The organism is Hymenobacter koreensis (assembly GCF_039541855.1).
Lineage (GTDB): Bacteria > Bacteroidota > Bacteroidia > Cytophagales > Hymenobacteraceae > Solirubrum > Solirubrum koreensis.
Window position 1 is genome coordinate 81,613 of record NZ_BAABHA010000003.1, and the last position, 21,594, is coordinate 103,206.

Here is a 21,594-nt window from a genome sequence, read left to right on the forward strand (position 1 = left end):
GAAAGCCCCCTTGGACCGGCTTCTAAGCGCGGCCGGTTGGGTCTTCGTTAAGGCGTTGGAATAGGCGGCTGTGCCGGGAAGTGATGTACTTGGGCGAGGAGCGCCGGGCCGCGGCCTTCATCAGCCCGTGCTCGCCGTAGCGGCGATTCAGGGCAAAGACCCCGGCCCACATCCCGCCCCCGGCGGCGAAGGTGAGCAGCGTGGTCAGCAGTAGCGGCACGCCCGTCAGGTAGCACGTTACGAACAGGGCAAACACGAGGGCGATACCGGCCACCAGAAAGTAGATGTTGCTTCCCACCAGCCCCTTGAACTCCACGGGCTTGTTGATGCCCCGGTTCAGGTCGTACACGGGCATGACCGGCCGCTTACAAGAAGAACGAGCGCACTACCGTGGCCACGATGACCAGGAAGATCATGGAGCCAAACCACGACACCGCCGTTTTCTGGGTGTCCTGGTCGCCGGAGTTCCACTTGCCATAGACCTTGATGGCCCCCACCAGGCCCAGCACGGCGCCGATGGCATACATGAGCCGGGTAAGCGGGTCAAAGTAGCTGGTTACCTGCGTGGTCGCGTCCTGAATGCCGGCCGTGCCGTTGCCGCCCGCTCCAGACTGGGCGTAGAGCAGCGGGGAGGAAAGCAGGAGCGCGAGCAAAACCAGGGAGGTGAAAAGATGCTTCTTGTTCATGGCAACTGGGAATGGAAGTAGCGGAAAGGGAATGGGAGAGAAGAAATGCGGGCTGTTGGGCTACACCTCGTCGGCTTCGAAGAGGGCGGCCAGCTCGGCGTTGTAGTTGTCTAGGTGCTGGGCCATCTGCGCGGCCAGGCAGGAGCCCTGCAGGCCGGCGGGCAGGGGCGGGTTTTGGCCGGCCTGCAGCCGGGCGATGTATTCGCTGACCGATTCGGCATCCACTAATTGCGCCACCGGCTCGGCCGTGATGATGTCGAGCAGGGAAGCAATAGGCTCCTCGAAGGAGGCCAGCGGCTCGTAGCCGGCCAGCGATGGCTCCGCCGGAACGATCTCCGGTTCCAGAGCCTGGACGTTGGGTTGAGCTTTGGCCTCCCCGGAGGGCGAAGGCACCGGCTGCCGGACCAGCGCCGCCAACCGCTCGTCAGCTTGATCAGCCTCCTCGGTCCGGGCTTCGTCCTGCAGCTGGGCCTCGGGCTGCGCAGCGTGGGGGGGCTCCAGAATAGTGGCCTCGTCCGTGCTCTCGTCCTGACCGGTAGCCGCCGCAGAAGAAGCGGGCAACTCCCCTCCTACTACCGGCTCAGCCCCCGGGGGAAGGTTTTCCGCGGCCCCAGCTATTGAACCTTCTCTTTCCACGTCGGCATCAAGTGATGCGGATTCAACTGATGCTGCAGCCGGCGCGAAGGCGGAGGTTGGGCGCACCAGCGCCGGCGGGGCAAAACCACTCGTTGCATTCGCCGCCAGGGCATTGCTGCCGGACTTCCGACGGGACGAGAGCAGGTCGGTGAGCTCCTGCCGGTAGTAGAGCAATCCGACTACCAAGTAGTAGAGCAGGACCAGGGCCAGGACAAACAGGCCAAATTGGCTCCAAGAGTAAGCGCTGAGCATCGTCTGGGATTAGCGTGGCACCCCCTGAGTCGGCTGACCCGGGCGGGAACATGCCAAACCGGAGTTTGACGCTGCAAACCTATCGGCCCCTAAAACCCGATTGGTAGAAAGTTGACGAACGGTTAAAAAAAGCCGGTGAGGTGCACCCACTCCACACGAATGGCGTACCTTGGTTAAGAGATCCGCTGTCCTTGTTCTGCGGGTCGTCTACCAGAGTTTGCCCAGCCGTGAAGCGCATCCGCACCACATCCATGAGCGGTAGGGACTAACCTAATGCTCTCATGAAACAAGCCCAAAAGCCACGTGTCTAGACGGACTGCCATCGAGGTCGCTGCTAATGGCGCCGCAGCCAGTGCATCACCTACCCCATGCCGCTCCCTGCGTGAGAAAAGGCACCAGTCCGCATCCACTAAGCTTTATTCGTTCGCCTAATTCAGTTGAATGAGATGTGGCAGGGGCTACCAATAATTTAGTGTTCATCCATGCGCTAAAGCTCATCGGTGCACTTGTGAAGCTATTTCGCGTTTTATGCCCTGCGCACAGTACACTGACTTAATGATGCTGCCTAGTTCTGCTTCACCGCAGTACTTCTACCCTGCCTTTTACTTGCTGATTTGTATAGTACTGTCGGAGCATGTAATAGTACACCCCGTCCACTAAGCCTTCTGCATTCCAGTTTTGCTTGTAATGACTGGTTTCGTAAACGGCTTGGCCCCACCGATTATATATGCTGAGCGACCAACCCTCATCCCCTAAACCGATGATGTGCAGCTCATCGTTTTTCCCATCGCCGTTGGGCGTAATAATATTGGGCACAAACACGGTTTGCCGGCATTCAAATAGCCGGACCTGAATGGTGTCGGAAGCACTACACAATGCCGTCGAAACCGTGACCCAGTAAAGGCCGGTGCTGGTGGGCACAAAGGTTGGACCTGTAGAGCCATCCTGCCACCGATACCGAACCCCGGGCAGACCGGCGTTGAGTACCAGCGGCCGATCCGATTGGATGCACAAAAGCGTATCCCGGCCCAGGTAGACCGTAGGAGGGTCCAGGTAAAAGATTTCTATGGAATCCCGTGCGCTGCATCCGGCGCTGTTGGTGCCCTCCACCCAATATTTACCCGCTTGACCAACTACCTGACTGGTACCTATTGCCCCGTTATTCCAACGGTACCGTACGCCTGGCTCCACCAGCCCAGGTCGAAGTTCCAGCGCTGTTCCAAGGCAGACCACTGTATCGGCTCCCAATTGAACCCTTGGCACGGGTGAAGCCATGATGCGTACCGAGTCTCGGGTGGTGCAACCCGCTGCATTCGTTACCTCAACCCAATACCAGCCAGCTTGGGAAACGGTAATAGTTGCATCGGTTGAGCCGTCCTGCCACCGGTAACGTGCATTTGCCGAAGCAGCATTCAGGCTAACAGTGCTGCCGGGACACAAGGTTGTATCTCGGCCCAGACTAACACGGGCAACTGGAAAAATCTCGATATACTTCCTTAGGGTAGAAGCATAGCCGCCTGGCAAAATCAAGGTGAGGCTTACCAAGTAGCGGCCGGGAGCGTTGTACGTGTGGGAGGGAGACGTCTGCGTAGAATGCGTACTTGGCCCGGCTTGGGGGTCGCCGAAATGCCAGCGAACCGAATCCGGGGCGTATCCTGCCGGAAAAGCAAAGGCAACCGGGAAATTTTGACACGCCCCGCGGCTGGTGAAATGCCACAAGTCCCGTTGCAGAAAAGAAGGCAGTCCCAGCTCGCTGGTTCGCCCGGCCAGCGCAACAGCGTTATCATTGTAAGCGCAGCTATTGGCCGGTTGATTCGGTTCGGCAACCACCCCCAGGTAGGTTTCCCTAGGATGCGCCACGTAAATTAGCCCATCAATACCAAGCTGCAGGCTGTGCTTGGGCGTTTGCCCCAATCCCGGCCGTACCGGCGAAGCAACCTGTGCTTTTGAAGCCGCTATGTTGCTAGCCAGCAGGTCGTACTGAAAAAGCCCGTTGAAGCTAGGGTCCGTTACGTAAAGCTTGTTGCCATCAGGCGAAAACTCTACCCCGTAGGCGGCCAGTTGCGGGGGGGGCAACGAAATGGCATTGCTTACCCGTCCGGTTTGAGGATCAAAATCAGCGATTTCAAGGCCTACCTTATCCTGTGGCCGCTGGGTTGACGAGGTTTCGGCGGCCAATGCCAGCTGCTTTCCGTTCGGTGAGATTTTTAGCTGCCCGTTTCCTCCCCCCACGTTGGAATCGTGCACGAAACTGCCGCGGCTGGTTACGGGCGGAGCCACTATTCCTCCCGCAGAGAGCAGGTAAGCATAGAAGACATCTGAATCGACCTGATGCGTGACCACCCAGATATCCCGGCGGTTGGCGTGCGGGACGGCCGCTACCCGCGACGATGCGCTGGATAAAAGAAGCTCATTTCGTCGCGTCACTTCCCCCAGCCCATTTTGCCGGCTCATGTCCACCAGCGAATACCGCAGGCCATAAGTAGCCCCGCCGGTGCCCTGGCCGGGAAGCGTAAAGATGTAGTAGTGCCGGTCGCTTCCCGGGCCAGGTACAATCAGGTGTTGCGTAGCTGAATTGTTACCCAGCAGCCCTCCCCCACCATTCATTACCTGATGCTGCCGGTTCCAGACCGTTTCCCCGTTGGTATAGAAAAGCAAGTTGCCGAGACTATCGGCGCGGGAACTGCAGCCTGCAGCTGCCGTCAACGCGCCGTCGGTGCGCGAAATGGGCAACCCGGCTCGGAAGTCCAGGCCGGCTCTTTGTCCAAAAAACCAGTGCGACGCCTGCAACTGTGCGCAGGCGGGTGAGGGCCGCAGCCAGCTAATTGTTATGATAAAAAAGAGGCGAAGGGCCGTGATACCAAAGCAGGAGCTGCGCGGAGTGAAACGGGGCACAAGCTAGCGGGGTAGGAGGCGAAGCGTTGCCCGGCCCTGTTCTTTCTTGGCATACTCCGATGCCGTCGGGCCGGGCTCAATGGCGCGGATGAGCAAGGTATAGCGCGAGCCGTTTACCTGTACAGTGGCTGAATCAGGCACTGACTTTTCGCCGAACGCACGTACCACGACGGTTTGATCGCCGCTCTGACTGCCCAGTACCCGTACCGTTGCCTCGGCAACTCCCGGACTAAAGCACCGCATACTGGATGGACACCGCGTATCCGTGATATCCTGCAGCAAGACCCGTGCAGCCGGGGCCGCCACCTCCGGCAGGTGGGCCGCCTGCTGGTAATTCAGGGTGAATTCCTGCGAAAAGGCGACGGCAATGTGCTCGGTAGAGGGTCCTTTTTCTTCCTTTTTGCAAGCATTAAAGCTTACCAGCAGCGTAAAGAGCAGAAAAGTTTGTTTCATAACAGCTGTTTTGATCGGGTATTATAAACGCGACTCAGGATCCACCATCGCACGGAATGGCCAATCAAACTAGCGAATTATCTGAATCCGTTTAACCGGCGCTTTGGGTGCCCCTGTTACAGATAACAGGTAGGTTCCAGTTGGAAGGTCAGAGACCTTCAGTTCCACCTGCCGCTGTCCGGCCGCAAAGCGATGAGTAGCCACACGCCTACCCAACATGTCGGTCATGATCAGCATGCCGGTGAATTCCCCATCCGGCAGCGTCACCGTGAGGTAATAACTGGCCGGATTGGGATGCACTGCGTAATCCTGGCCGCTTATCCCAGCCCTGTCGCCACTTTTACGAGCTCTAGGTTGTACTTCTAGCTCGCAAGGCTGGCCCGGCGGGCAATAAGGAGGATCAGGGTAGCAATCCTGAGCGGCAATGGTAAGGTACTTAGTGGTCGTATTGCCGTTGTAGGTAATTTCCACCGAAAGCGAGGTGGCTTCGGCGTAGGTCGGTATTTGCCTTAGCCTTACGCCATCAAGGACCCCGAGTTGATCAAACATGAAGTTTCCGTTAGACGAACTCCAAAATTTTGTCGCGCCCGGTGAAGCAGCGGCCGTATAGTACGCGGAGATATAAGGGCCGTTTTCCAAACAAAAATCGGTAGATCCGCGGATTTCACCCGCGCAGAAGGCAGGCGCCGGACCGCCAACGCCAACTGCCCGCCAGGACTGAATCGTGGCAATTGCTTCCGCCGAGCACTCCCCGTACAAATCCTGCGCGGCCTGGATGGCTCCGGCGCGAGCATCCGGGTAAGTAGCCGTAGAAGTTAGGTAAGTGGTCAGGGAACGATAGGCAATGCGTGCTGCTTTATCCGGGCCGATGCCCGAGACGACAGTGCCAAAGTTCCCGGTGCCGCCGGTTGCCAGCAGGTAAAACCACCGATTCTGCACGCCGCTGTTGATGTGCACCCAGCCGAAGTCGTCATTGCGGTCGAACGAACTGGGATACAGCCAGCCTGCGCCAGTCGATAGGTACGATTGCGCTTGTGGATCGATCGAGTACCCCAGATTTGCAAACCAGCGCGGATAGCCCGCGCCCGCGCCCACTACCCAGTCTAGTGAGCCCGTGATGAAGCGTTCGGTCATCAAGGCAAAGATATCGGCAAACGATTCGTCCAACGCGCCCGACTCGTACCGGTACTGAAAGTGGGCGGAGAACTCCGTCACGCTGTGGGTAAACTCGTGGGCAACGACGTCGAGCTCCGCCATGCTGTTGTTGTTATACGGGTTGCGGCTGACCTTGAAGTAATCCTTGCCGTCCCAATTTTTGTAGCTGGCCCCGAGTTGTAAAGGCTGAAAATCCACTTCGATTCGACGCTCCCGGTTGTCGTTTGCCCCGCCGTTGCGCTGGTAGGTATTCCAAAAATAATCGTGCGCCCGCTGCAAAGACCAGTGCGCGGAGGCACACGCCTTGGCGGTAAAATCCCAGTTCCAGTTCGTGGCGTACGGATTGGAATTCGAACCACTGGCCTCAATTAGCACGGCGGCATTCCAGCCGTCGGTTGTCCAGCCACTGTACTTGGTGTTAATTGCCCCACCCCGGCAGAAATCCTTTAATTGAAATTTGTTGCGCGAGCCATCCCAGTGCGTTTCCACAGTATGGTTGCCGTTGTAAAACGTATCGACCGTGTTCGAATTACAGGCTTTCTCCAGGTTGTCGGTTCGAAACACTTTGCCAGCTGCGGCATCCACGTACACGGCTTCGTACGCGCTGGGCTCAACGCGCATGATTACAAACCGGTAAGCCAGTTGATGGCGGGTGTCGGCGGCGTTAGGATCTGTGGCCGGTAAAGCGTACAGCAGTTGGGCAACCGGGTAATGGGTGGCTTTGGGGTTGTTGGCCTCGCGCTTGAGTTCGGCTTCTTGCAATTTATCCTGCCATGCATACCGCTTAGCTGGTACGGCTGCTAAGGCGGCTGCCAGCGCCTGGGCCTCCGATACGCGGGGGATATTTGCCTGATCCATGCCCGGAACGATTTTGCCCGCTGCGTGCGTAGCCCGGCCGCCTTTGGCGTATACGCTAAAGTCAGCCCCCTCCACGGGAAGACCTAGGTGAAGCTGCTGGTATCGGAAACGGGTGATTTTTAGTTCGTCCGTTACCACTTCGGTGGTCTTCAATACGTCGCGGGCGCTTAGTCCGAAGGCATCTTTGTGCTTGGAGGCAATTTCCTCCGGCTTGGCCTTCAGTCCTTCTTTGAAGTACACCCAACCGTCGGAGCGGACTTCTTTGGCTAATTGTCCTATTTTCTCTTTGGGGTAGGGCATGGTTACGCCCTTTCTGCTTTGGAACTGTGCCGCACTTTGCTGTGTGATCAACATTAATAAGCCACTCACCAAGACAACAAGTTGCGACTGTTGCTGCTTTGTCAAACGCCATAATTGGATGCATTTGGAAGAGAAAATTATCATATGTAGTGCTTAAGCAGGAAAAAAGAAAAGTCAATGGGATGTTTTAGATCTAGTAGTTTTAGCAATACCAAAGATTTGAAAGGGACTTTGAAAATTAAATTTATGTATAAACAGAAAGTCGTACCCTCAAAGTAGGCAAGGGGGTATAGTGTAAACGGTGACGAGTAGCGGAAAACCATTAAGCTAGACGAGGGGATATTTTATAACTCAGTGCATGACTAAAGGGAGTGGGCTTTCGTTTATGTTCTTATAAAACAGTATGAAGACAAGGCCTGCAAACTTGCGCAAGCGAATGGGGGTCTATTTACAAGATTTAGTATTTGAAAAAATTATTTTACTGCGTTCATCTGTCCTTATTTCTATCTCTGAATAGGCAGCGTCTCCAATCGAAGTATTACTTACTTTATAGATTGTATTAGGTTTAAGACTGAACGCTTTCGAGTCAATTTCTTTATAAATATCTTCTATTTTGTAGTTATTGTTTATGTTTTTTAGATTAAAAGTATTTGTTCCTGCTTTTTTAGGTATTTTTTTAAAATGATAAAAATCCGCCTTGTTGCTAACTATATGAAGACTAGTGATATTTTTTCCGCTGCATGTTACGATTGCTTCTTTACTCGTGTCATAATAAATATTATTGTTATTATGACACGAGTAAAGAAGCGTCGATAATAAAATCAGCCTTAATGACGTTGTGTATTTTCGAAGGTTTGCCATGACGAGACACTTTATTCTTTAACCCATTTACTGCCGTCCCATTTATACTTTCCAGGCTCAATGCTCTGGAAGCTATTAAGGAATGAATTTGTTGAAGATTTCTTTTGTCCTCCCTGCTCTCCTTGAAAAGCATTCCACCAATTATTTAGAGTCTCAATTTTATTAGTTTGTGACTTTTTAGAATCAAATAGGCCAGTTAATGCTCCCGTTCCGTACGTATTTTCAACAAAATTATTAAATTTTAAAAAAGTTTCTTTTCCTCTATTTGCATCTTCTTCATAAGGCGCACCATCATGTTCTCCTGCTTGGGCATATTGCTTAGCGAATTCTGTTAAATAACCTAGTAGCCCTCCCTCTTTTGAGATTTGAGGTATATGACCCACCTCGTGTGATGAGAGAGCTAACCATCGCATTACGTTTTGGCCGAACCCATGGCCACTGTAAGAATCTGGATCATCCGCAAACCAATTCTGAGTATATGTTATTGTAGCACCAAAACTATTATGACCAACTGTAATAGCTCCTCCACCTTCATTAGCATTGTAGAATGGTCTGTAGTGTCCAACTCCCCTTTCTTTAACAACAATGTTCTCAATATAAACTCTATCAACTCCAGACACTAATGATAGTAAGTGAGCAGCTGATTGAGTGAAACGGTATTCACCATCTCTGTAAGTTAGGATTGATTTAGGATATAACCCGCTAATATCAACAAATTTCAAAGGATTATTAAAGGTGTAAGCATATGGTGATTGTGGATAAAAAGCATCTGCTTTTGGATCCACAGCATGCCATCTTCCTAGTTGTGCATCGTACATGCGCGCCCCGTAGTCATTCCAGTTTAACCCAAAGTCCTCCTGTTTTTCCTTCCCGTTGTATTGAAACTTGGCATCAGGGCTTCCCGTGGACTCTATTCCCACCAAGTTCATGCCCCAGGGGTCATAATGGTTTTCCTGCACTAAGGTTTGATCTACCGGGCGTAGCGCTAAGTCATCGAAATAAGCATCGATGCTGCTTTCGTTCACCAGCGTCACCACTACATAACCCGCGCTGTCGGCTGTAAGGCCCGTCTTGAGCTGCTGCCACTCGTCGGTGGCAGTTGGCAGCAAGTTCACTTTTCGCGTGGCCACTAGTTGGCTATCCTGGTCAAACAGATCGTAGCGAAGGTAGGCCAGTGGCACTTCTGCCCGCCGGGCGAACAGCAGCTGCGGCACTAGCGCTAACGAGGCACTAATTTGGGGCACCAGCCGGGACCGAGCGGGCGTGGGTTGGCCTTTGTCCGTGGCCACCGGGCCGGCTGAACCAGCCACACTGGCCCCGGTCAGCAGTGCCTTTCGCTGCCAGGATTTACCGACTGCCCCGTGGTTGTAACGTCCGTATACTTCCGCGTACACGCTGTCGCCAGCCTGCACGGCCAGGCGAATGCTCGGGCCCAGGCGACGGCCTTGGCCGGCATTGAGCTTGGCCACATAGTCCCCCGTGCGGGCGTGATTGACATCCTGCAGGCGGGTCTCGGCCACGCGCTCAAATTCCTGTTCTTCTTTTGCCGCGTTGACTGGCTCCATGCCGGCGGTGCGTTGCTGGGTCGAGTTGCCGTGGTCCCGGAACGCCAGACGCAGGTTACCCAAGTGGTCCCGCAGGTGGTATTCGTATTTCCAGCGGTACCCGTTCAGGGGCGGGTTGGGCGTGTAAAGCACTCTGCCTTCCGCAGTTGGAGCAAACACCAAGACCCGGCCGGCAGAGGTCAGCGCAGAGCCGGTGGTTTGGTACACAAATCCGCCCACGTAATCCGTACGCGTAGACGCGGTCTGCCCCTTTCCGGCCGGTTCGGTCGCAATCTTGGAAAGCTTTTCACCGGTGGCGGTGTACACGAACCTCAGGCTTTTGCTGCCCGCAAACGTGATGAGCTCCGGCAGGTTCAGGTAGTTGTACGTGATATTCGTGATGCCCTTGTTGCGGTCCGTTTTTAGGTTGCCGTTCAAATCATATGTGTACTCGGGGTTGCTGCTCGTGTAAACGCCTGACAGATCTTTAAAGTCGTGCGTGGCGCCGGGCGTGCTCGCGTAGTCGTCTACGCCCACCAGCTGGTTGCCCACGTGGTAATAGTCCAGCAGATCGAGCCAACCGTTTACGGGCTGGGCGTTGCCGCCGCTAACGGTACCCCTGCGGTCCATGGATTTGATGTTGCCGTTGCGGTCGTAATGGAGGTAAGAAACACTGAAATTCGACGTGGGGTCCTCGTACCACCCGTTGTTCCACATCCGATGCTTGGCCCCCTTCAGGCGGTTACCCTTACCGTACTCGTAAGCATAACCATGCAGGTGATGCACACTCTTTTGTGGGTTCTTCGCTTTCCACAGCACTTCGGCGATGTTCCCGTTATACTGCGCCGGTACTTGGCCTGTCTGCAAATTGTCGTTATAGTTGAGCTCCATCCCGAATAGATCGGGGTCTTCGGTGAGGGGATCATCGCTGTTGGGGTCCGTGCCGTCGAGGAATTCGTTGTTGGACGCGTTGCGGTTATTGATGTGGGTGAGCCAGCCGCGGATGTTGTATCGGTAATCCACCGATTGCAGGTACTGCCGCGCGCCGTTGCCGGGGCGCCAGTTGGTGGAATGAAGCTTTTTGTCCACCAGCTGCCCGAGTTCGTTGTATTCGTGCTGGGCCAGTAGTACCAGCGGTTCCGCGTCCTGCTTTTGGTAGGTGTTAAGCAAGCGTCCGGCCGGATCATACCCGTGGCGAAGGTACCGGTGGTGGGTTGCCAGCTGCGCATCCGTGCCCACGGGATAGGAATGCGTCAAGTACGACTCCAGAACGCGCCCGGAGAAATCCAGCTTGACCGACGTATGCTCGCTGCCCCCCAGATAATGATCCCCTTGGGTTTGCAGCGCACGACCCAACGCATCGTAATACGTGACCGAATGCAACCACGGGCCGTTGGGCGTGCCGTCCAGCACCCGTTTGGAGCTACCAGTGAGCAAGCCTTGCACGTGCGTGTTTTTGTCTCCCTCAACAATTGAAAAGTTGATGTCATCGGAAGCAACAACCAGAGTAGTTGGTTGAAAAGTCCGGTCCGCTAGGGCGTCGTGCTGGTAGGTGTCGTAATAGGCCCGCGTTAGCAAGTTGGCTTCGGTTACGGTGCGCGGATAGGCGCGGTCAAGCGTATAACGCAGCCGGTTGGAGCCCGGGCTGATCGGGACCAGATCCTCGTGCGCTTGGTTGACCGCATTATCGGCCGCGGATTGTTCGGCTGTTTGGGACAGCGTACTCGCGTACAGACCCGTTAGGATGGGCCGCCCCAGCGCGTCGTATTTCGTAAAGAGCCATTCGCCCGTTGGCTTGGCTGTTGTGGGCTGTTGCTCTTGCGATTGGGAAAGAATAACCTGGTCTCGTTTGTTGTATACCAACAGCGTGGTGCCTGCCCCGGGCACGCTTTTGGCGGCCACGCGGCCCCGGGCATCGTACCGGTAGCCGAAGCACCAACGGGCCAAGAAGGAAGGGCTAATGGCGGCGTAGTTGGACGCCTTGATTTCCACCACTGCCTGCGGTGGAATCACCACCCGTAACGAACCCAAATCGTCGTAGACGTAATAGGTGTCACCGAAGATGGTGCTGGAGTATTCTTCCAGCTGCGTGCGTTTTAGCACCACCTGGCCGAATGCATTTTTAAACTCCAGCACCTGGTGGTCGTCCTCGTCCCAGGTACTGGCCACGATCAGTTGCCGGTCAGCATAAAACCGGTTCGCCGCCACGCTCGACAGGATCGGCAGTCCCGCGGCATCGCACTGCCAGTTCAGCACCTCGTCTGCTGCCGTATTAAGCCGGGTTTCGGCCTTGAGGGCGTGCGCCGTAGCCGGTTGCCACGCGGCGCCGGCCGCCCCCATTTTTAAGGCCCGGTTCAAGGGCGATGCCTCGTAAGCTGCCGCCACGAATGGGGCCGCGTCGTTAATTACTTTGTCGTTGGTGTTGAGGTAAAACTGCGATTGTTCTGCCAACCCATTGGGTTTAAACAACCCGTTGGTGCCGGCGCTGTAGGGCAGATAGGTTTTGTCTGTTCGGCCAAATGCATCGTAGGTAAGCTGTTCGACAACATCCTTGCCGGAAGGACTTAGTTGTTTGGCTACCGTTTGCGAGGGGCGTCCCAATCCATCGAAATAGGTGGTTGATTGCAGAAGTTGCGTGTTGTTTAAGAAGGCCAACTGCTCCGTCGTTTGTTGGTTTGGAACGAGGGGGGTCCGGGACGTTATGTAATTGTAATTGCCCTGTGACACCGTAACGACAACGGATACGGGCGGGCCATCCGTCCCGCACACAGAGCGCCCGATGACCGTGTAGGTCGTGGTCTGCGTTGGGGAAACCTGAACCCGGTTGCCCGACGGGGTAAGTGGGGTTACGCCCGAGGCAGGCGACCACGTGTAGCTGCCCGCGCCGGTCGCGGTCAACTCCACCGTTTCGCCCGGGTCGATTTGCCGGGTGAGGCTGGGTGTAACAGTGACGAGCGGTTGGGCAGGGGAAACGTTGATGTTCAGGGTCAAATTGCCGAAGTCTAAATCGCTCTTGCCATCCACGATGATGTAGTACATGCCCGCGGGAAGCCGGCGCCGTATAAAAGCTTGGGAAGCCCCGCAGCTGAGCCCCCCGTCGTCGTTGGACGTCAGGAAGGTTTGCGTGTTGATAGGATATTCCCATTCCTTCAAATACATATACGTATTGTAGGAACTGCCGCAAGTGGAAATTTCCACTTCAGCGTCTTCCGCCAAGCTGAACTCGAAATAGGCCTCCGTTCCCTGGGACTCGCTGCCGCCCATTTCATTGGCAAAACAGTTGACCGGATCCGTATTTACGGTCCGGGTATAACTATCACCGCAAGGATCCAATTCTCCTACCTCAAAGTAGTTGTCAATGGTCTGCAAGGAGCAACCGACATAGATGTTCTGTAGGTAAGCTGATTTGCTGACGTTATTGGATATGAACAACACTTCGCCTGGTGTCCCCCACCATACGTAATTGGGATCCCATTTGACGGTTATTTGCTGAGGGTTGTTGGGGTCCGATACAATCGTGCCCCCGTTAACAACCCAATTACGAAATTGGTGATCTGCAGGGCCGTTGTAGGTATAGGTGTATCGAATGGGGTCGGGCAATACCGTCACACTTCCGGTTACCGTGGGTTGCTGAGCGCGGGATGAGAAAGCACAGCATAGCAACATCACCGTTGCAAAAAGCCGAAGAAAAATACTGTAGAATATATTCATGGGAGGACGCATAGGAGGAATGGACACCAAGTGTGAGAGCTATTTTTTATAGCGGTAGTCAAACTGTTTGATGATTTCTTTCCGGAAGTTCCGCACCACCTTTACCCGTTGCAAGCCGTCGAATTCATAGTACTGGGGCCGGCTGTCGGCGCCGCTCACGCTGCTCGGTTGGGGATTGCCCGCCTCGTAGGTATAAGTCGTTGCCTGCGACTCGACGGGTTGAAACCGCATGTCATCGATGTGGTACCCCACGCCGCCGTTGTTGGTGCTGAAGGCGTTGATTTTCAGTCGTTCGGTGTTGCCGGCCGGACGAGCTTGGTTGAGGTCAAGAATCACTTCCACGTAGCGCCATTCGCCTCCGGTATTACCAAAAGATTGGTCTTGGTAACTGCCCGCCGTGGTCAAAGGTGGGTCGGCCGGGTTTTCACGTTGGACCACAAGCACCAGTTTGCCATTGATATTTCCGGTGGTTCTTACCCACGCCGAAAGCTTATAGCGATGGTTTTGTCGCTCCGGACTAAATACCCGGCCGGGACCAGACAACTGCGACCCTGTGGGTGTGGAATTGACATACCAACTGTAGGTGCCGGTGTGCGCAGTGCCGGTGGCCAAACTGCTCTGCGGGGAAGTGCTAAAAGACCAATAGTCGTCTTCCGCTGTACCGCCTTGGGTATTGGCGTTTTCAAAACCTATCCAACTGGCTTCGTTTCCCAGTTCGGGTGCCGAACTCAGCGGTCCGCTCCGCTCCCGTGACGCGTTCACGAAGGCCCCTACCACCTGCTGGTGGTCTTTGCTCCACTGGTAGGACATCGTTGGCTTGAACGGCGAGCGCACGGTATTGGCATTCCCGGGAGCAGGGCTGGGTTCGTAGGAAATAGTTTGCTCGGGAATGTAGCGCGGGTCAGGTCCCGCCGTGGTAGAGTTGGATAGGCCCGTTAAGGGGGTGTTTGTTCGCAGGATCCGTACCTGCTGGGGCAAGGTCAGCGTGCCGAATTGGTTGAAATCAGTGTATAAGCCATTGACCACTTGTTCCGCTCCTCCTGGTCGCGTGACGGTGTAATAAACCTCTACCGGTTGGCTGTGCATGTGTTTGGCCCCGGCCATGGCTGCCAACACAGGGTTGGTATTGCCGTAATCGGCCGGGTACCGCAAGTACTGTTTTTGTACAATGCCGTCGGGAGCCGTGGTTTCAACCCGGGTGGTTTGCAGGTGGGTAGGGTTGGCGTATTCATACGCGACACTTGTTGCCAGAAAATTCGGTGAATTCTCGGTGGTATTTTGTTGATCGTATATTCTGTTAGTCGTACGAAGCCTTTTAATCCAAGTGGATTCGTAATTGTAAAACTTTACTTTTTCTGCAATGAACGCACATACTTCCGGGTGATTCCCGCTGGTCACGAAGGGACAGAGGGAGCCGTTGACAATCATTCCCGGAACGAGAACGGGCGCGGAGAAATCATATTCATTGGTAGTGCTTGCTACTTCCACAAACCGGTTAGCGCCGGCCACGTTTATTCGTTTAAAGGAAGTTTCCGATAATAGCAGGCCGTTGCCTGCGGGAACCGTGTTGGGGACGTTGGGGACATAAGAAGGTTCCCATCCCGGAACCGGATATGAGGCAGGTATCTCGGCATTATTCCGGTAGGTATACTCCGTCTTTCCGTTCTCGCCATTTGGCCCCTCCAGCACGGTTACATGGCTGTAGCCGACATGGTTGCCTTGCGCACCATCACCCAAAGGAAGGTTGCTCTGCGAGGTACGGACGGCATAGGCAAACTGAAAGTCGTACAAGTCGCCTCCGCAGTTCTTCACTGCTTTCACATCCGAGGCTTCTATATAATAAAACTTGTTTGGTGACATACGTTTGCCGCTGCTAACGCCGTTGTGGGTGTACACAAAATGTTGATTTTTAATAGGCCCAGTGGAGCTTTCCGCAGTATTTATATCCACTATCCGTAACCCGCCTATTCCCTTCGTGCTATTACTGGCCGGATCGAAGTAATCGTTTAACTGGTATTCAAATTCCGTATACCCCTTGGTGGGATATGTGATTTTCTTGAGAATTCCGGCCTTAGTAAGTTCTAAATCAGGAGTAGAACGTGCAGCAGCGTCTTGACTTAAAACGAAGTCAGGTTGTGAGGTGTGAAAAGGGAACGGCACGACAACTGCCGGTATCAAAGAGGTTGTTGAACCGGTCATGCAGTAAAATCCCCAATTGTCGCGGTTCAATGATCCTTTTTCAGGAAGGCTGGTCGTGTTGTAGGTAAAAACGTACGGTTCGGTCTGGTCTGCGCCTGATACCTCATCCACACGGTCAAGCTTCAAACGCCAAAGCCGGTTGCGGGCCGTATATTTTTGGGGTTCCGTACCGTTGTTTGCAGAAAAGTCCGCTTGATTGTAATAGCTCTGGTGAAAACGAATGCGTTTCACCAGCCGGCTATTGGGTAAAATACCGTCCTTAATGACAAACCCACTAATTGCTTTTATTCTTCTGCCCGCCGAGAAATAAACAGACTCAATGTCGTCCCTGTCGAATAAGTCAAACTCAATTGACCCACCCGGGTAAACGATTTTTTGCAGGGTTAGAAAATTCTTCGTCCAGAAAGTCGTTGCAATCGTTCGGTACTCGGACGAAGCAATTTGTGGTGGCGCGCAATTGGGATTATTTACACTGCTGGGCCAGCACCAATAGCGCCAGTCAAGATGAGTTCTACGGATTTCGGATATGCTAGGTGTTCTTTTCGACTGAGCCTGTATCCCGGTGATTGGGTCGTATGCGCCGTGATAAAAGAAATCAATGTCTTCACCCTGTGCAGTGGTAATGCGCGTTAAATGCCAACTGGATACACGAGCCGGTGGTGTATTGGTGGTGGGGGGCGCCGGGTGGGTAGTAATGTCTGTTAACTCGACTGCAGCAAATACGTATTTATTTCCCCTTTCATCAAAAGCTGTCCAAATGGACGAGTTGTAATTGTACTCAAAACGCAATTTGTCTTGCGTTAATAACTTTGGCCCGCCGTTGCTTTTGCTTATTACAAATTTTCCGGATTTGCTGCCAAAATTGTAGTAATACACATCGGGCTCCGTGTCAAAATTGCCGTCGCAATAAGATTTAAAATAAGGCTTAATGTCAGTACATCCTACGGCTATGGGCCGGAGTTCCGCACATGGTTTGGGGTTGTAAGTGCCCGGTGTTGTTGGAAAGTTGTTGTTGCCATCCGCCGCGGGCAGGGCAGCATCTGCCTGGTAGGATTGAGCTAAACCCGGGGCTAAATCATCAATTCCCCGGATGCTGCGCGTGATCGTACCGCCTGCCAGCAATGTCCAGCCCAGCCCGATACTAGAGGCCTCTTCTTCGACCCGGTTCCCGGAGGCGTGGTAAGAAATGGAAATGGGTAACTCAAAGCTGCGCGTTCTAACGGTGTACAGCGGAATGTTAATGGTGGGCAAGCCGGTATACGGTGAAACCGGCACATCTCCGTATTTCCCCAACGAGGATGCGTTAGGGGAAGGCGGAAGGATAACTTTAAAGTCTTGGGCTTGCGCTTTAAGCTGGGTCAACGCCAGCAACACCATCGTGGCGCGAAAAAGAAATAGTGATTTCATGGTCTAGCTATGGCTTGTGCTATTCTACAATTAGCTTGTGCTTCTTGTGGTGATTGGACAGGGAGAGTATGTAAATGCCGCTTGGAAGCTCTGCTATTGACAAGACAGCATTATTGGAAAAGCCTTCTATTCTCTTTTCCAGTAGTACTCCCCCGATCTGAGAAATTATTTGCACGGTTAAGGGTCCTTTCTTCGGGCTGCTGATCGTAATCGACCCGTGGGCCGGGTTGGGATAAAACGTCCAATCCGCCCGAGTTCCAGCCGCCGGATTGACGGAAAGGGGCGCGGCGGAAACTATCACCGCGAAATCGCGCACTTGGGCCCGCTGCTCGTCGCGCCGGCACGGGTCCGGCACGCTCGTGGGCGAGAGCCCGTCCCAGTTGCTCATGTGCAGCACGCGCAACCGCAGCGGGCGGCCCGTTACCGCGCCCACTGGTACCTGAAGCGGCCCCGAGCGGGGGAGCGCCGTGTTGGTTTCGCTGTTGGAGTTGTACACCACCTCACCGGGGGCAAAGACCCCGTCGTCGTTGGCGTCCAGCCAAGCGTAGGCGGACGTGTAAGCCCCGCGCTGAAACGAGGCCGTCAGCGGGTATACCGAACCGGCTGTGAGCTGCAAGGGCGGCACGGTGCAGGTTTCGTCGATGTACCCGGCGGCGGGCGCCACGGTGTTGGCGTAGACAAACGAGCCGATGGACAGCCGGGCTAGTCCGTAACCACAGCAGGTGGCCGGGGTCGGCAGACGGCACGCCATCGGCCGCGGCCCCTGGGCCAGGGCCGCCACCGTCACGTAGCTGGCGCGCGAAACAAGGGTGCTGCCAAAGGCGTTGGAGGCCGTCAGCTCCACGGTGTACGTGCCGGGTTGCGTGTACTGGTGCGTGGGGTGTTGCTGAATGCTGCTGCCCCCGTCGCCAAAGTTCCAGAGCCAGACCGTGGGGCTGAACCCGCTGGTGTCCTGCAGCTGCACGGCGCCGTTGCAGCTCGTGCGCTGGCGGGCCAGAAAACCAGCGGCCGGAGCCACCGGCTCGGGCACAATCACCACGGTGTAATCCTCGGTCGAGGCCGACAGGTTGACCGGGGTGCACGAATGCGAGTAGACAAGCTGATTGCGCATGGCCACCAGCACGCGCAGCCGGGTAGCCCCGGCCGCGGCCCGCGGCGGCACCCGGAACGAAAGCTCGTGCGGGCTGCCGGTGGTCTGCGTGCCCAGGATTTCGGACGCCCCCATTATGCCATCTTGGTTGTAGTCAATCCAGGCCGTAACCTCCACCCACGGTCCCTGCCCGGCAAAGTACCACGGCGGCGACTCGCCTCGTAGCACGTACGTGCGCCCCTGCACCAGTTCCGTGTACTGGGCAGTGAAGTCGAAGTAGGGTGTGGCCAATGGGCGCACCAACCGATTATCGAGGCCGGCCAATTGCAGCCGGGTCAAGTGCTGCGGGGCGGACGAACTGGCGCCCCGCCCGTTGGGCGTGCAATAGCTCGGGCAGTTGCCGGCCACGGCCACCAGCCGGGTCAGCGTGTCGCTGCCGAAGGCGTTGTTCACAACCAGGCTTAAGGGGTACACGCCGGGGGTGGCGTAGGCGTGGGCCGGCGGGGCGGCCGCGGTAGAACTGGTGCCGTCGCCGAAGTCCCAGGCGTAGGCGGTGGCCCCGCCGGTGGTCTGGTTGGTCAGGGCCACGCGCACAGGCCCGCAGAGCTGCTCGTAGGCTAGAACAAAAGCGGCCACGGGCGCGGCCGCGTTGGGGCGCACCGTCAGGGTGTAGTCCTCCACCTGGCCCCGCTGCGGGCTGGCGCAGGCCGTGGTGCCCGGACTGCCGGCGTAGTCGGCCCACACGCGCAGGCGCAGCGGGCGGTCGTAGACCAGGCCAGGTAGGGTAGCCGACACGCTCAGCGGAGTGTTGGGGCTGATCACCCCCAGGCCCTGGTAGAGCAGCTCGGCCGCGTCGAACTGCCCGTCGTCGTTGGCGTCCAGGTACACGCGCACGTCGTGGGCGGCCGGGCCAGTGGTCAGTTGCAGCAACGCGGACTGGTCGGCCGTGAGCGTGGCGCGGCGAGCGCAGGTGAAATCCTCGTAGCCGGTCTGCCCGCCGGCCGAGGCGTGGTCAAGGGTTCCCAGGCGCACGCGGCGCACGCCGAAGTCGCAGCAGTAGGCGGTGGTGGCGGGCTGGCAGGCGGCCGGGCGCGGGCCGGCGGGCAGCACCGTAACGTAGCCCGTGCGGGTAAGCGAGTCGCAGCCGGCGGGATTGCACACGCGCAGCGACACGGCGTAGGTGCCGGGCTGGGCGTAGGTGTGCGTGGGGTGTTGCTGGGTCGAAGCGGTGCCGTCGCCGAAGCGCCAGCGCCAGCTGGTGGGGGCGTTGAGGGACTGGTCGCGGAAGGCCACGGGGCTGCCGCAGCTCACCGTGTCGAGGGCAGCGAAGCGCGCCACGGGGGCGGGCAAAGCCGTAGCGGACACGACGACGCGGTAGTCCTCGGTCTGGGAATACTGGGGCGTGCTGCAGGCCGTGGGCACGGGGGCCAAGGCGTAGTCGGCGGCGATGCGCAGGCGCAGGGGCTGGCCTAGGGTGGCCGACGCCGGCACGGTGAAGGCGGCCTGGTGAGAGCGGGCGGCGGGGGACGAGAGGACCAGCTCGGCGGCCGAAAACTGGCCGTCGGCGTCGAAGTCGAGCCAGGCGCGCACGGTCTCGTCCGCGCCGGGGCTGGTTGTCACGCGCAACGTGTAAGTAGCACCGCGCTGCAGTTGCGCGCCATTCGCGCAACTGTAGTCGCGGTAGCCGTCGGCAGCCCCGCGGGTGACGGTGTCGAGGCCGGCCAGCTGCACGCGGTAAATGCCCATGCCGAAGGCGAGGTTCGCCGCGGGCGCGGCCCCCGGCACGCACATGGGCGCCGGACACTGCGCCCGAGCAGCGTTGGGGAAGAGCTGCAGCAACAGCACTGCCAACAGGGCCAACCACAGGATTAAACCACGGCCAGTCGCTTTCAAGGCGATCGCCGGGCCACGCGTACGGAAAGAGAAGTGGGACACACCCATTATGCGCAAGCAATAGGTAGCCGCGACTGGATTTTCCAGTCGGGTACTGTTAGCCGCAAACAAGGTGTGTAAGGGGAAGGAGCGGGAGCCGCCTGCTTTGCGGGAAAGCAGGGGTAATGCAAGCAGGTAAGCAGCGCAATGATAGGAAGATCGCCGCTAAACTATACTAGTTGCATAATAAATATTTGCGGGTACTTTGTAATCACTTTAAACCCTCTCTTATCATGTATTACATCTTTTCGCGTGCTTCAGGCGTTGCGCTATGGTGCTTGCTGATCTTCGGCAGCCTTTGCTCCTGCAAGAAGGACGAGCAACAACCCGCCTCCACGAAAGAGCTGCTGGCGGCCGGCAAATGGCTGCCCGTTCTTTTAACAGCCGAGTCTACGCCAGTCGGTGGTGGAACAACAACTGTTATGAACGTGGACTTCTGCGCGGAGGAATATATCAAACTAGATTACCCCGATACCTTTAGCGCCCTGGATGGATGTTTGGACAACGGCGAGCCGCCTCGAACGTTGACGGGTACTTGGAGTCTGAGCGCGGACGAAAAGAAGTTGACTTTTACACAGACGGGCAGTCCACCCGCTGACTTTCGCGTGGATGGACTTACAAAAGAGCAACTGAAGATCAGCTTCGAGCAAAGATCCGGGAACATCATGCGCCGTTACTTTTACACCTACAAACACTAAGCTCGGCGGTAATTACTTCGGTTGGGGTTTGGGTTCTTCTTCCGGAAGTCATCGCCCACAGGCGTACATTAATCGAGCCTTGGCCAACCTTACGGGGTTGGCCAGGCGAGTTGTCCTTGCACGCAAATCGGGACCCGTAGGAGTTCACCCCACTAAATGAATGCGGTTTTTGAACTCCTCTTTGCAGGAACGGCTAACCGGGATGTAATCCTTGCCCAGCAGCACGCTGCTTTCCTCGTAGGCCTGCACGTGGTCGAGGTTGACGATGTGGGAGCGGTGGGTCTTCAAGAACTGGTCGGGCAGCTTCTGCTCCAGCTCCTTGAGCGTGGAGTCGAACACAAAGTTTTCCTTGACTGTGTGCAGGCGCACGTAATTCTGCAGGGCCTCGAAATAAAGAATGTCCCTGAGCAGCACCTTGACGTGACCCGAGCCTTTGCGCACGAACAGGTACTCCTTGAACTTGGGGCAGCGCTCGGCGGCACCGAGCACCTCATCCCCACCGGCCGCGGCCAGGTCCATTACCGGACCGGCGGGCCCGGCCTGGTAGGCATTGTAAAGGGCCAGCTCAATCTGGGCCCGCAGGGAATCATCGGTGAAGGGCTTGACCAGGTAGCCATAGGGCTGGGCCAGCTTGGCGCGGTTGAGGGTAGCCGAGTCGGAGCGGGCCGTGAGAAACACCACGGGCACGGCAAACTGCCGACGCACGAGCAGGGCCGCGGCGATGCCGTCGCAGTCGCCGGCGATGTTGATGTCCATCAAGACCAGCTCCACAGCTTGCCGGGCCAGCACCTGCAGGGCTTCGTCACTGCTGTCGACGGGTTCGAGCGGCGTGTGACCCAGGCGCACGAGGGCCCGCTGTATTTCGTCCGCAATCAGTAGTTCGTCCTCCACAATCAGGATAGTAGCCATAGCGTAGC

11 protein-coding genes are annotated in these 21,594 nt (G+C 56.3%); 1 reads left to right on the forward strand and 10 read right to left on the reverse strand.

From position 1 onward, the window contains the following. Positions 1 to 22 precede the first annotated feature (22 nt). The 9 genes from ABD903_RS08735 to ABD903_RS08775 all read right to left on the reverse strand — a co-directional run bounded on the left by ABD903_RS08735 (position 23) and on the right by ABD903_RS08775 (position 19,940). Positions 23 to 355 carry a DUF4133 domain-containing protein gene (locus tag ABD903_RS08735; protein ID WP_345223329.1) on the reverse strand — a complete coding sequence of 111 codons (333 nt, stop codon included), beginning with the start codon at positions 353 to 355 and terminating at the stop codon, positions 23 to 25. 10 nt (positions 356 to 365) lie between these two features. Continuing rightward, positions 366 to 686, reverse strand: a complete 321-nt coding sequence (locus ABD903_RS08740) for a DUF4134 domain-containing protein (RefSeq protein WP_345223331.1) — start codon at positions 684 to 686, stop codon at positions 366 to 368. A gap of 60 nt (positions 687 to 746) precedes the next feature. Continuing rightward, positions 747 to 1,574 carry a hypothetical protein gene (locus ABD903_RS08745; RefSeq protein ID WP_345223332.1) on the reverse strand — a complete coding sequence of 276 codons (828 nt, stop codon included), beginning with the start codon at positions 1,572 to 1,574 and terminating at the stop codon, positions 747 to 749. 576 nt (positions 1,575 to 2,150) lie between these two features. Further along, positions 2,151 to 4,469 carry a T9SS type B sorting domain-containing protein gene (locus ABD903_RS08750; protein WP_345223334.1) on the reverse strand — a complete coding sequence of 773 codons (2,319 nt, stop codon included), beginning with the start codon at positions 4,467 to 4,469 and terminating at the stop codon, positions 2,151 to 2,153. Positions 4,470 to 4,472: 3 nt separating this feature from the next. Next, positions 4,473 to 4,922, reverse strand: a complete 450-nt coding sequence (locus ABD903_RS08755; RefSeq protein WP_345223335.1) for a hypothetical protein — start codon at positions 4,920 to 4,922, stop codon at positions 4,473 to 4,475. Positions 4,923 to 4,991: 69 nt separating this feature from the next. Then, the gene (locus ABD903_RS08760; protein WP_345223336.1) at positions 4,992 to 7,379 is read right to left on the reverse strand and encodes a M4 family metallopeptidase; all 2,388 of its coding nucleotides are present in this window, start codon (positions 7,377 to 7,379) and stop codon (positions 4,992 to 4,994) included. A gap of 728 nt (positions 7,380 to 8,107) precedes the next feature. Next, positions 8,108 to 13,351, reverse strand: a complete 5,244-nt coding sequence (locus ABD903_RS08765) for a DUF6443 domain-containing protein (protein WP_345223337.1) — start codon at positions 13,349 to 13,351, stop codon at positions 8,108 to 8,110. Between the two features lie 39 nt (positions 13,352 to 13,390). Continuing rightward, positions 13,391 to 16,957 carry a carbohydrate binding domain-containing protein gene (locus ABD903_RS08770; RefSeq protein WP_345223338.1) on the reverse strand — a complete coding sequence of 1,189 codons (3,567 nt, stop codon included), beginning with the start codon at positions 16,955 to 16,957 and terminating at the stop codon, positions 13,391 to 13,393. Between the two features lie 19 nt (positions 16,958 to 16,976). After that, entirely contained in the window at positions 16,977 to 19,940 is a 2,964-nt protein-coding gene (locus ABD903_RS08775; RefSeq protein ID WP_345223339.1) for a T9SS type A sorting domain-containing protein, read from the reverse strand. A gap of 272 nt (positions 19,941 to 20,212) precedes the next feature. Between ABD903_RS08775 and ABD903_RS08780 the strand changes: the two genes are divergently transcribed. Beyond that, entirely contained in the window at positions 20,213 to 20,677 is a 465-nt protein-coding gene (locus tag ABD903_RS08780) for a hypothetical protein (RefSeq protein ID WP_345223340.1), read from the forward strand. A 144-nt stretch (positions 20,678 to 20,821) separates the two neighbouring features. On the opposite strand, the gene ABD903_RS08785 is transcribed toward ABD903_RS08780, so the two are convergent. After that, positions 20,822 to 21,586, reverse strand: coding sequence for a LytR/AlgR family response regulator transcription factor (locus ABD903_RS08785; protein ID WP_345223342.1), 765 nt, complete (start codon positions 21,584 to 21,586; stop codon positions 20,822 to 20,824). Positions 21,587 to 21,594 lie beyond the last annotated feature (8 nt).

What these genes read in the sequence shown, in the direction of transcription:
- ABD903_RS08770 (WP_345223338.1), bottom strand. Translation starts at nt 16,957, where the DNA reads ATGAAATCACTATTTCTTTTTCGCGCCACGATGGTGTTGCTGGCGTTG.
- ABD903_RS08735 (WP_345223329.1), bottom strand. Translation starts at nt 355, where the DNA reads ATGCCCGTGTACGACCTGAACCGGGGCATCAACAAGCCCGTGGAGTTC.
- ABD903_RS08745 (WP_345223332.1), bottom strand. Translation starts at nt 1,574, where the DNA reads ATGCTCAGCGCTTACTCTTGGAGCCAATTTGGCCTGTTTGTCCTGGCC.
- ABD903_RS08740 (WP_345223331.1), bottom strand. Translation starts at nt 686, where the DNA reads ATGAACAAGAAGCATCTTTTCACCTCCCTGGTTTTGCTCGCGCTCCTG.
- ABD903_RS08785 (WP_345223342.1), bottom strand. Translation starts at nt 21,586, where the DNA reads ATGGCTACTATCCTGATTGTGGAGGACGAACTACTGATTGCGGACGAA.
- ABD903_RS08755 (WP_345223335.1), bottom strand. Translation starts at nt 4,922, where the DNA reads ATGAAACAAACTTTTCTGCTCTTTACGCTGCTGGTAAGCTTTAATGCT.
- ABD903_RS08780 (WP_345223340.1), top strand. Translation starts at nt 20,213, where the DNA reads ATGTATTACATCTTTTCGCGTGCTTCAGGCGTTGCGCTATGGTGCTTG.
- ABD903_RS08760 (WP_345223336.1), bottom strand. Translation starts at nt 7,379, where the DNA reads ATGATAATTTTCTCTTCCAAATGCATCCAATTATGGCGTTTGACAAAG.
- ABD903_RS08765 (WP_345223337.1), bottom strand. Translation starts at nt 13,351, where the DNA reads ATGAATATATTCTACAGTATTTTTCTTCGGCTTTTTGCAACGGTGATG.